At 38.0% G+C, this 12,639-nt stretch carries 9 protein-coding genes and 1 pseudogene; all 10 read left to right on the top strand.

Annotated elements, in window-relative coordinates; all coding sequences use genetic code 11:
* Nucleotides 1-336 precede the first annotated feature (336 nt).
* Nucleotides 337-987, top strand: a complete 651-nt coding sequence (locus ACZ5QH_RS22550; protein ID WP_303577558.1) for a hypothetical protein — start codon at nt 337-339, stop codon at nt 985-987.
* A gap of 29 nt (nt 988-1,016) precedes the next feature.
* Entirely contained in the window at nt 1,017-1,526 is a 510-nt protein-coding gene (gene tssB / locus ACZ5QH_RS22545; protein ID WP_004723560.1) for a type VI secretion system contractile sheath small subunit, read from the top strand.
* On the top strand, nt 1,519-3,000 hold the full coding sequence (tssC, locus tag ACZ5QH_RS22540; RefSeq protein WP_004823591.1) for a type VI secretion system contractile sheath large subunit: 1,482 nt from the start codon (nt 1,519-1,521) through the stop codon (nt 2,998-3,000). The genes tssB and tssC overlap by 8 nt, the downstream gene beginning before the upstream one ends.
* A gap of 46 nt (nt 3,001-3,046) precedes the next feature.
* A complete protein-coding gene (locus tag ACZ5QH_RS22535) occupies nt 3,047-3,550 on the top strand; it encodes an Hcp family type VI secretion system effector (RefSeq protein ID WP_004723558.1) in 504 nt (167 codons plus the stop codon).
* A gap of 63 nt (nt 3,551-3,613) precedes the next feature.
* Entirely contained in the window at nt 3,614-4,087 is a 474-nt protein-coding gene (tssE, locus tag ACZ5QH_RS22530) for a type VI secretion system baseplate subunit TssE (RefSeq protein WP_034617192.1), read from the top strand.
* A gap of 17 nt (nt 4,088-4,104) precedes the next feature.
* The gene (gene tssF, locus ACZ5QH_RS22525; RefSeq protein ID WP_303577559.1) at nt 4,105-5,913 is read left to right on the top strand and encodes a type VI secretion system baseplate subunit TssF; all 1,809 of its coding nucleotides are present in this window, start codon (nt 4,105-4,107) and stop codon (nt 5,911-5,913) included.
* Complete coding sequence (gene tssG / locus ACZ5QH_RS22520) at nt 5,877-6,869, top strand: type VI secretion system baseplate subunit TssG (RefSeq protein WP_034617199.1); 993 nt, start codon at nt 5,877-5,879, stop codon at nt 6,867-6,869. Before tssF ends, tssG begins: the two co-directional genes overlap by 37 nt.
* On the top strand, nt 6,870-8,261 hold the full coding sequence (locus ACZ5QH_RS22515; RefSeq protein WP_244014478.1) for a hypothetical protein: 1,392 nt from the start codon (nt 6,870-6,872) through the stop codon (nt 8,259-8,261). It abuts the gene before it with no gap.
* Nucleotides 8,262-8,295: 34 nt separating this feature from the next.
* A complete protein-coding gene (gene tssM / locus ACZ5QH_RS22510) occupies nt 8,296-12,201 on the top strand; it encodes a type VI secretion system membrane subunit TssM (protein ID WP_419761939.1) in 3,906 nt (1,301 codons plus the stop codon).
* Nucleotides 12,202-12,235: 34 nt separating this feature from the next.
* Nucleotides 12,236-12,632 (top strand): annotated as a pseudogene (tagF, locus tag ACZ5QH_RS22505) (type VI secretion system-associated protein TagF); the annotation flags it as partial.
* Nucleotides 12,633-12,639 lie beyond the last annotated feature (7 nt).

Below are 12,639 nucleotides of genomic sequence, written 5' to 3'. Positions count from 1 at the left end.
TAGGCAAATAAATTCTAAATTTTCTAGCCTATAAATTTGGCATTAAAATTAGTATATTGAAATCAAATATTTAATAATTTTTTAAAAATCACTGGAAATATTTTACATAAAAAAAAACTTTTGTGAAGACAGGATATTATGTATATTATACAACCAATTAAAAAAGTCATTTTTATCAAACGGTTAAAATATTGATACGAAATTTAACTTGACGAGAGCACGTTTTTTTAGTCTTATTTTTAAGTCTTTAACGAAATTGCTTAATTATACATATTTATAAAACATCAAAAGTAAATCTATTGAATAACTGAATCAAGTAAATATTGAGGTTGGATTTTGAAGAATTTTATTCCATATATTTTAGTTCTTGGAGCATCATTGGCGACTACATTGGTCTACGCGGATGATGAAATCAAACTAAAAAGATCCTGTATAAAAGATTACCCAATGGTCGAGGGAGAAACCAATCCTGAGTTGTTGGCGGTCTATTCACAATTGTGTGATAAGAAAAATAAAGACAATAAAAACAAACTGTTGGTCTCGGCGGCAGAAAAGTTTCAGCAAATTGGGAAAAATGATAAAGCCATCCAAATTGTCAATTATTTAGAAACGCAAAACATCCAAAGCAATGAATTAACAGATGTCAAATTCCTTGCAGGAATTGGCTTAGCATCTGATGCATTGAATAAAATGCGCACGCGTGAAATGAGATATTTGACCGAGGATAAAACCTATCCTGTTGCGAAAAGTTTTACTGACGCAGTTAGACAAGCAATGCCAGCAGCAGTTTTGGTTGAAAAAAATCAGGAAAGTGCCCCAGTTGTAGAGCGTGCTCGTCCTCAGAAGGTAAGTCGCCCTCAGAAGAGCCGTACTACACCAACACGCTCAACGCCTGCTGCAAAACCAGCGACAAAGCCTACTGCGACGCCTGCAAAACCAAAGCCAGCAACGTCGAATCCAGCAGCGAGACCTAATTTCCCAACATAATTTATTGCCCAAATTAATGGATAACAAAAATGTCAAAACGTGAAAGTGTACAGAAGAAATTACAGCGAATCCGACCACCACGTGTTCAACTGACTTATGATGTTGAAGTCGGTGATGGTAAAGAAATTAAAGAGTTACCTTTTGTGGTAGGTGTTTTAGGTGACTTTTCTGCTGCTTCTGAGTTAGAAAAAACCAAATTAAAAGATAAAAAATTTATCAATGTCGACTTAGAAAACATTGATGAAGTGATGGAGTCGTTGTCTCCACGTGCTGCATATCAAGTTGAAAATACGCTAACTGAAGAGGGTGGGCGTATGTCGGTCGATTTAACCTTTAAATCGATGGAAGATTTCAGACCAGAACAAGTGGTACAACAAGTAGAACCATTGAGAAAATTAGTTGAAGCTCGTGAACGTTTAACGGATTTGAGAAATAAGATTTCAAATAGTGAGCGTTTGGAAGATTTACTTGATGAAGTCTTACAAAATACTGATCAGATTCGTAAATTAAGCGCTGAGGCGGGTCCTGAAAATGAGTAATTTACAAACCAATACTGTGCAAGATGCAGCCGTAGAAGAAGTAAGTTTACTTGATTCTATTGTGGAGCGTAGCCGCATTGCACGTAATGACGAAGAGCATGACCGTGCGAAAAGCTTGATTGGTGAATTAGCCAAAGAAGTGATGGCAGGAACAATCACTGTTTCAGAAAATATGTCTTTATCGATTGATAAGCGTATTGCTGAAATAGATGCGTTGATTTCAAAGCAGCTCAGTAAAATCATGCACAATGAGCAGTTTCAGAAAATTGAATCGACTTGGCGTGGTTTGTATTACTTCTGTCAGGAGTCACCTTCAAATCCATTGATCAAAATTCGTATGTTAAATACAACGAAAAAAGAATTGGTTAAAGATTTCCAAGGCGCGACAGATTTCGATCAGAGTACCTTGTTTAAAAAAGTTTATGAAGAAGAATACGGTTCATTCGGTGGCGCACCTTATGCGACATTGATCGGTGACTTCGAGTTTGACCGTACTCCTTCAGACATGTATCTGTTAGAACAGATTTCACATGTTGCAGCAGCGGCACATGCTCCGTTTATTTCGGCAGCAAGCAGTAATATGTTAGGCCTTGAATCATTTACAGATATTGATCGTCCTCGTGATGTTTCAAAAGTATTTGAAACAGCAGAATATGTACAGTGGCGTTCTTTCCGTGAAAGCGATGACGCTCGTTATGTTGCGTTGACAATGCCACGCGTTTTAGGCCGTTTGCCTTATGATCCAAAAGAAGGTTGGGCGACTGAAGGCTTTAACTTTGTGGAAGAGGTTTCAGGGCAAAACCATGATGAATATTTGTGGATGAATGCCGCGTATGCGTTCGGTACTCGTTTGACCAATGCATTTGACCTCCATGGTTGGTGTGCTGCGATTCGTGGTGTTGAAGGTGGTGGTATGGTCGAAGGCCTACCAGTACATACTTTCAAAACCAATGATGGTGAAGTTGTATTTAAGTGCCCAACTGAAATTGCGATCACTGACCGTCGTGAGAAAGAGTTGAGTGACTTAGGTTTTATTCCACTTGTTCATTGTAAAAATACAGATTACGCAGCATTTTTTGGTGCACAGTCTACGCAAAAACCGAAGAAGTATGACAGTGATACGGCAAATGCGAACTCGTCATTATCGAGCCAGATCCAATACATCATGGCAGTTTCTCGAATTGCACATTACTTAAAAGCAATGATGCGAGATAAAGTCGGAAGCTTTGCTTCAGCGGGTAATGTAGAAGCATTTTTAAATGAATGGCTATCACAATATGTATTGCTTGATGATGGTGCTTCACAAGAAGCTAAAGCGCAGTATCCATTGCGTGAAGCTTCTGTAAAAGTTGTAGAGAATCCTGCAGAGCCAGGGCACTACAAGTCTGTGGTCTTCTTAAGACCGCATTTCCAGCTAGATGAGTTGTCGGTTTCTTTGCGACTTGTCACTGAGTTACCTCAGTCCTCGAATTAAAATAGAGCGTGGCTAAATAATAACTTTAAAAAATAAGGGTAATCCAATGAAAGATATATACGTTCAATTTCAAGGCAAGTACAAGGTTGATGGCGAGTCACGTGATTCTGAGCACAAAAATTGGCTAGAAGTTAATTCTTGGTCTCATAATATTCGCCAGCCGAAATCTGCGACTTCTTCAAGCGTTGGTGGTCATACTGCTGAACGTGTAGAACACTCAGATATGCTTTTTGTTAAAGATTTGGATGCAACTAGTCCAAAACTTTGGGAAGCTTGTTCTGCGGGTTATACATTTGATGAAGTTCAAATTGACTTCTACCGTGCAAATGGTGACAAACGTATTAAGTACCTTCAAATCAAACTTAAGCATGTACTTGTTTCAAGTGTAACGCCTACGGTAAATGAAGAAGGTGTTCCAACTGAAGCATTTGGTCTTAAATATGCTGCGGTTGAGTGGACTTATAATCAACAAGATATTAACGGTTCTGCTAAAGGTGCCGTTACTAAGAAATGGTCTCTTTCTAACAATACTGCATCTTACGCTGCTTAATTGTTTGTTGGAACAGATAGGGACTCGGGTCCCTATCTGTTTCATATTATTAGAATATACATTATGAATTTAGATCAACTATACCCATATGGATTTCGATCTACACTATTTGATCGTTTAATTGTTGAAGATGATTATATCAAAGGGCTTTCGATTCATGAGTTAAGAGAGTCTGTTGCTCATGATTTAGAAGACTTATTAAATACACGCATTGCCAAGCTAGATTTGGAAATCGATGATTTCCCTTTAGTAAAAAAGTCTATCATACAATTTGGCATTATTGATTTTGTTGGGCTTTCAACAGCGAATCCAACCGATCGAGATACCATCTGCCAGTCCATAGAACAATCGATTGCTGCACATGAACCACGCTTAAAACAAATTAAAGTAGAAATGCAGTTAGATGACCAAAATGTTGGTTCGTTATGCCTAAGCATTCAAGCTTATTTAAATATCCACCCACTTTATGAACCTGTAATTTTTGATGCCTTACTTAAGCCAACAACACAGCAATATGTGATTTCTGCCAGATCTTAAAATAAAGTAGGTATGTCGTGATAGAAGAACTTTTACCGTATTATGAAAAGCAATTACAAGAATTTGGACAGCAGTCGCGTGCCTTTGCAGATAAATACCCAAAAATTGCACAACGATTATCTTTAAATCAAGAACAAATTGATGATCCACATATTGAACGCCTGATACAGGCATTTTCTTTAATTGCCGCACGTATTGATAAAAAGTTAGCGGATAGTTACGACATCTTTACACGCTCTTTATTTGAGGTGATGTTTCCTCAATATTTACGCCATTTTCCGGCGTGTTCAGTTGTGAGTTTTGAAGACTTAAACAAACAAAAACAGTTGACAGATGTTCATATTATTCCCAAAGGGACCACTTTAAAATCGAGAAGTTTCAAAGGTGTCCAATGTGAGTTTAATACCAGTGCTGAAGTTAAATTGCTGCCGATCCAACTGGAAAGCCTGAGTTTCCAAACCAATCCTAGTGCACATATTCATTTAAACCAAAATGCGACATTAAATTTAAAATTTGAGTTATTAAACCCTGCTAAAAATTGGTTGAAAAATGAAAAGCTGCCCATTTATTTGGATGCGATTTCAAACTTTCCTTTGCAAGTCTTGGATCATATTTTTCATAAAGAGACCAGTTTTAGTCTTCGTATCAATCATAAAGTTGTAGCGATAAAAAATCCGTTTGAAATGATGGGCTTTGATGAAAATGAAAGTTTATTGCCGGTTGATCAACATACCCATCATGCTTACCGATTATTAATCGAATATTTCTGCTTTCCTGAAAAGTTTAGTTATTTAAATTTGAATTTAGATTTTTTAAAATTATTAAAAGAAGATAATCTAAGTTTTGAAGTGCAGATCCATTTAAAACTGAATTTAAATGATCAAGCCATTATTCGCAATTATTCAGAATTGAATGTGGCAAATTTTAAGTTATTTACTAGCCCTGTCGTCAATTTGTTTGAGAAACAAGCTGAGCCACAAAAAATCAATCATAAAAACTTAGAATATCCTTTGATGACGGATGCACATCATCCTGAGTTCTATCAAGTGTATTCAATCGTTGAAATGAATTTGATCCGTGAAAAAAGCAACCAAGATCAAGTGGTTTATCCGATTTTACCTTTCTTTGCCATGAGTCATTATCACGGTGATGATATTCAGTTTTTTTATGCATTAAATCCAACCGTTTTACAAAATCAATATGTCGAAACGGGTTATTCGATTATTTCTAAACAATTAGAGCCACACAGTATTAAGTCTGATTTTGTCAGTTGTAAATTGTTATGTTCCAATCGTGAATTACCGCACGAAGCTTTGGGGCAGTCAAACAATGTCTTGAATTTGAATGACAGTACCGTTGCTCGTCGTGCATTGGTGTTAAAAAGACCTACTGCACCGTTCCAATTTGAAAAAAATAAGAATGAACAATGGCGTATTATTTCGCATCTTTCATTAAATACTTTAGCATTAATGAAGGGTGATGCTGTCAGCCATATTAAAGAATTATTAGAGCTTTATAACTTACCAAAATCTAAAGAAAATCATTTAATTATTGATGCAATAAAAAAAATTGAGTTTGAAATCACCAATAAACTGGTTGAAGCCAAACCCTTTCCAATGTTTGTCCGTGGGGTCAAGGTTTTAATGGATGTGGATGTCCAAGTCTTTAGAGGGCATAGCTTATATATTTTCAGCGAATTGATCAGTCATATCTTTAACTTAAAAGTACAGATGAACAGTTTTGTTGACGTTTTTGTTCGAGATTTAAATACAAAACAGGAGTTATACCAATGCGTACAGAACGTTGGTGGCAAGAAGCTTCTGTAATTGATGAGCTTTTTAAAACCCCTACAGCTTTTGAATTTATCCAAACCACACGATTATTTAGACATGCGCCCAATACCGCTGTTTTAAAAAATTGGTCTGACGATTTTCTTTTTGAAAGTTCATTAAATTTGAACTTCCCAAAACATGAAATTGAATTACTCGAACAACAAGATGAAAAAATTCATCTTACCAATTTGATTGTCGGTTTAACCGGTATGCAAGGCGCAATGCCGTATACCTATACCAATAAAGTGAAACAAGCACCGCGTAAACAGCGTGTTGAAGTTCAAAAGTTTTTAGGCTTATTTAATCATAAGCTTACAGCTCAATTTGTTGAAGCAAGTTTAAGTTATAACCTGCCTGTACGTTATGAAGTTGAAAAAGAAAATAATTACTTAGAAATCCTGCATGCATTAAATGGTTATATTCGGACACAGCATCAACAGAGTGATCTAGACGATTATTTTGCTGAATTTTCTGGGCTAATGCAGGGGCAAAACAATACCGCCCATGCACTAAAGACAATGCTGACCTGTGTGTTCAATCAACACGTTGAAGTCAAAGAATATATTACCGAAAAGTTTAAACTCGGCGATGATCAGAAAACCACTTTGGGAGGCAAGCAGCCTTTTTTGTTAGGTGTAAATACTTTTTGTGGAGAAACGATCCGACAAATTGATGGGAAAATTGAGATTCAAATTGGACCATTGAGCCATGCACAGTATTTAGAATTTTTACCCAAGAAAAAATTGAGTAAGAAGTTAAAGAAAATTCTGCAAAGTTGGTGTAGTCCCACCTTACTTGTCGATCTACGTTTAGTCTTGGCAAAAGAGGAAGTCCAGCCTTTACAACTGAGCTCAACAACACAAATCGGTTTGGCACAAGGTGCTTTTGTGATGCCAAAAACTCAAAGTGACAATGATGAAACCTGTTATGCACTGATTGGAGTGTCATAAGTGATCAAAATAATTTTAGGAACTTTAGTCAGCACAATATTACTGGTTTCGGTAATCGTGGTGTTTTATTGGCGTGATATTAAATATGACCCAAATGGGCAAGATTTTCTGATTTTCTTTGGGGTGATTCCAGCGGCGATTACTTTGTTAATTCTAAGCCCAATGTTGATCAAAAAGATTTATCAAAGCCGTCAAGAGAAGAAAGAACAACAAAGAATTGAGGCAGAACAACGTTCAGAACAACAACAAACCACTGAAGCTAAAGTTGAAGAAAAAATTGAATGGGTAGACTTGAAAGTTTATTCAGCGACAAGTTTAAGTGCCTTAGGCGAAAATGAAGCACAGCTTGATCAGCTTCAAGACGTGGCAAGTCCTGAGCTTGATTCGCAATTGGTCAATGGCTATGGCTTACCGATTCTTTCATTCCGTGTTCAAGAGATTGAAGAACCGTTAGAGGATGAGGCATCTAGTCTTTCCAGTCGTCAAAAACGTATAAGCGCATTAATTCAGCAGCAATTAGAACAGAATACTGAAACGTTGTATCAAATTGCAGAGCACCTAAAAAACTCAGCGCTCTTTTATGATGCCAAACTTGCACATGAATATCGTATGCATCCTGCTTGGATTGACCCTCATCGTGACTATGAGGATGAGCCGATAGAACAACAGGTCGCAGAAGCAGTACCGCGACTTAATCGTTTGAATATCCATATTATTTTGCCAGAAAACTTATTCCATAGCTGGGATGAAAGTTCAGCTTCAGAGTTGGTTCACCACTATCTTACTGAGCTGGGCATTCTCGATCAGCAATTTGGCACTGAATATCATTATTGGGGTGAGACAACCGCATATAAAGATTGGATTAAGTTGCTGAAAAGAACCCAACTTCTGGATTCTGAGGCATCACTGTTTATTGCAGTAGATTCAGAAATTGATCAAGAAACCATAGATGATCGGACGTGGATGACTGAAAAATATATTCCATCTGAGTATATCAGTACCTGTTGTATGACAAATACCCAGGTCGAATTGCAAAATTTACAAGCAATAAAGTATATTCGAATTGCTTTAAATTCTGATCAGGCATCTAAAACATTAAAAGAGTTGAATTTAGACCAAGCAGAACAGTTTGATCAAGAACAGCCCTTTGTCTTGGTCTTAGACGACCCAGCAGAGATCAAGCTGTTAAAGAAACTTGAACAAAACTTTGCCGAAACAGCGATTGAAGCGCATCATTATCTTTATAGTAAAAATAGCCTAGGCCATACCCAACCCTTAGCCAAAGTTTTTGGTTTTATGTTGAGTTTGCACTTTAAAGATGAGTTGTACGGTTATGTTTATAGTGCTGAACATCAGCAAACCCAAGTGCTTGTTGGGACTGAGTTTGCATAGAACTTACAGATAAATTTAGAAAGAAATAGAGAAAATGATACAAACAATTTTAAGCTATGCATGGCAGTACATCACAAACCCGAAACTGGTGATTGCGCTTTCGATTCTGGTGGCGATCGTTTCTTCATATAGTGTAGTGCCGCGTCAGTACTTCTTTATGATGGTTGCAGCTTACATTCTTGGATTGGTGATTTACGGCATCTATTGGTTGATCCAGCGCCGTAAACATGCAGAACAAGGTGAAGCATTGGCTGAAGCGATTCAACAAGACACCACTGCTGAATATGGAAAACAAAAAGATAAAGAAGAATTAAATCTGATCAATCAGCAGATGAAAGATTCGATCCAATTGATTCGTAAGTCTAAATTGGGTGATAAAAGTGGTAATGCGGCACTCTATGAGTTGCCTTGGTATATGGTGATTGGTAACCCTGCTGCGGGAAAAAGCTCGGCAATTTATCATTCTGGACTAAAATTTCCCTTTGAAGAGACCCATCAAAAAGTGGTGTCTTCAGGACTTAGTGGTACCCGAAACTGCGATTGGTTTTTCTCAACAGAAGGGGTCTTGCTGGATACAGCTGGTCGATACTCTGTATATTCTGAAGACCATTCAGAATGGTTAGGCTTTTTAAATATTCTGAAAAAGAACCGTTCTAAAGCACCGATCAATGGCTTAATTGTGATTGTTAGTGTGGCTGAGTTGGTCAGTCAAAGCCCTGAAAAATCGATCAAATTGGCGAAAAGTTTAAGAGCGCGTATTCAAGACTTAACTGAACGTTTAGAAATTTTTGCACCTGTTTATTTGGTCTTTTCTAAAATGGATTTGATTGCAGGATTCACTGAATTTTTTGAATGTTATGAATCTGCTGAGTTTGATCAAGTGTGGGGCGCGACCTTACCGTATGACTCTGAATCATCACAGAATGCCGTAGAACATTTCGAGAAGCACTACAATATTTTATATGATGGATTAAAAGGGGTAAGTACCACCCATTTAAGTCGCCGTCATGCGCAAAATATTTCGCCAAGTGTGATGACTTTCCCTCTTGAATTTAAGACCTTAAAACCTGTATTAAAAACGTTTATTGGTACTTTATTTGAAGAAAATCCGTATCAATTTAAACCGGTCTTCCGTGGCTTTTACTTTACCAGTGCTTTACAAGAGGGCGTGATAGAAAGCCCGATGACTGAACAGATTGTTGATGATTTTCAGCTGACTAAAATCCCCAACAGCGAACATGGTATTCCACAAAATTCAATTTCTCAGAATCATGGCTATTTCTTAAAAGGGCTATTTTCAGAAGTCATTCTCAAAGATAAAAACTTAGTCAAACAACATATTAACCCGACCACAAAACGTAAACGTTATTTGGCGTTTATTGCATCATTATTGGGTGTTTCCATCATTTTGGGTCTATGGGTATGGTCTTATCGTAATAACCAACAATTGATCGCAGATGTTCAGGCCGATTTAAATAAAGTTGTGCAAATGGAGCAAACTTCAGGTCAAGAGCTTTCAACCCAAATCGATGCATTACTGATTTTGCAACAACGTTTAGAGCAATTGGATGATTTTGATCAGCATCGCCCGTTGAAGTTTTCGTTTGGTCTATATCAAGGCAATGACTTAAAAGAAAAATTAAAAGCAGAATACTTAAAAGGGGTGAAACAGATTGTTTTAGCGCCGAGTCAGCAAAACATTGCGCAATATCTACAACGTGTAAAAGGCAATGAGCAGACGCTTAAACAAAATCATGTCAATGTAGAAATTAAACAAGCGTCTTCAACACAGATTGCATCAGAACCTTCTGATACCAATCCACAAGATGCCTACAATGCGTTAAAAGCCTATTTGATGATGAGTAATCCACAATATATGGATGCGAGCCATTTAAGTGACCAAGTCACACGTTTCTGGCGTTCATGGTTAGACACCAATCGTGGGCAAATGCCACGTGGCGAAATGATTCAAAAAGCTGAAAAAATATTAAGCTACTCAATGACTTTAGCCAATGATAAGAAATTTCCAGTGTTAGAGTCTGATGCACAATTGGTCGATCAAACTCGTCAAGTGTTGCTCTCTGTTGTACGTGGAATGCCTGCTCGAGATCGCGTTTATAATGAAATTAAAATGCGTGCGGCTGTTCGATTCCCTGCGGTGACGGTGGCACAAATTGTTGGTGAAACCAATCGTAATGTCATGCTCGGTGGTTATGCATTGCCTGGTATATTTACCCAAAAAGCATGGGATGAATATGTCGATAAAGCAATTGAAGAAGCTGCGAATAAGCCAACAGATACCAAAGATTGGGTGTTGAATAGTACCCAGTCCGATGATTTAACTTTTAGTGGTAGCCCTGACCAAATTCGTAAACAGTTAACCCAGTTGTATAAGCAAGAATATATTGCTGAATGGAAGAAGTTTATTAATGCTACTCACTATGCAAAAGGCACTGATTTTGTTCAGCAAGCCAAGGTCATGGATGTGTTGGGTGAGCCACAAAACTCTCCAATCCGTACCTATATTGACCGTGTTGCAAAAGAAACCAGTTGGGATAATCCAGTCGTTCAAGCTGAGCTTGCCGCACCACAAACTGGCTTTATTGCTTGGTTTAAGCGTAAAGTTTTAGGTCAGGGTAAAACGGATGATATCCAACGTGCATCCAATCAAGCACAAGGGCAGATTTCTCAACAATTCCAAGTATTCTACCAATTGGTCCGTAAACGTGATGATTTACAGAACAAATCACTGCTGGATGATTATTTACAGAATATGGCGCAAGTCAGAAGTAAGTTGAATGATCTACGCAGTGCAGGTGACTTTGGTCCAAGTGCTTTGGCCTTAGCGAAACTGACCATTAATGATCAAAGTTCAGTTTTCAACACCACTCAAAAAGTCGTCGATGAAAAATTGACGGTTGGTTTGGGTGAGTTGGATCAGCAAATGGTTCAAAAACTGTTAGTGAGTCCATTAACACAATCTTTTGACAGTTTGTTGACCCCAGCACAGGACGAAATTAATAAACTTTGGACCTTGCAGGCTTTCCAACCGTTTAGCCAAACACTTTCGCAAAAAGTGCCATTTAACTCATCTGGAACGATTCAAGCGACCAGTAGTGAAATTAGTCAAATTTTTGGTGATAACGGCAGCATTTCTAAATTTGTAAAAGAAACCCTTGATCCATTTGTTATTCGTCGTGGTTATACGTTGTCATCGAAGACTTGGAAAAACATGGGTATTGGTTTAAATCCTGAATTCGTGATGAATTTTGAGCAATATACCACCCCAATCAATGGTGCTTCTGCGGGAGCAGCAGGTGGTGCTCCAGTTGCAGCCAATCAGTCAAATTTCCAATTCTATCCGATCCCTAACACTAAATTATTGTCCTATACCATTGATATTGATGGGCAGCGTTTGGTTTATGAAAATGGCATCCAACAATGGGTTAACTTCATGTGGCCAAATCCTGGTGCAATACCGGGAGCACGGATTACGGCAATCGATTTAGATGGGCAAACCCATACTATATTTGATGAGCCGGGTGAATACGGCATCAATAAACTAATTGATAGTGCACAACGTAAGTCATTGAATGGAAGCTTTGAAATGACATGGGCAAGCAAACAAAACAGTGATTTGTTTGTGAAACTTCAATTCCGTTTAATTAGTGGTAATGCTTCAAATCCAATTGGTTCTAATCGTGGCTATGTTGGATTAAAACTGGTTGATCGAGTCACAAGCCCTAAAGCACCATTGGTTGTTGCAGCACAGGCAGCGCCTGTTACCGTAAGTGCAAACTCACCAGCGGCTTCACCATTTGGCGGTGCGACTGCACCGACAGCAGCTGCACCTAAGCCTCAGACAACTGCACCAGCAAGCCCAACTGCGGCACCTGCTGGCAATGTGGCAAATGCTGCTGGAAAAGGAGTGGCTCAATGATTCAAGGGAACGATTTGATGCGAGGGATTAAAGTATGCAAACGATAAAGTCTACACCGTTGTATTATGGAAAATGTCCCGCACGTGGTGATTTTCTGAAAACAAAAGGGCAATATTCATTGATTCAAGTGATTGATCAATGGATTACGGAAGCTTTAGAGCTTGCAATGCGAGAAGAAAATTTTAATCAAGCTTATGAATCATTAGCACCTTTAGACTTCTTTATCGCAAACCCTAAGGAAAGAATGTTTCTTGCGGCAAATATGGTGACCAGTGAAGACAGTTCTGGTCGTCAATTTCCAATGGTTTTAAGCCAGTTATTAGAAGTTGATCACCCCTTTCAAAACTTACTCTATGCGCCGTTTAAATATAAACCGGTATTGATTGATTTATTTCAAAAAAATCGAAGCATCCGAACCATTCGTGATCCTGAAGTATT

Source organism: Acinetobacter sp. Ac8 (assembly GCF_055392545.1).
The sequence above is the reverse complement of the archived record's forward strand: the minus strand, read 5'-3'. Positions and strand labels throughout refer to the sequence as shown.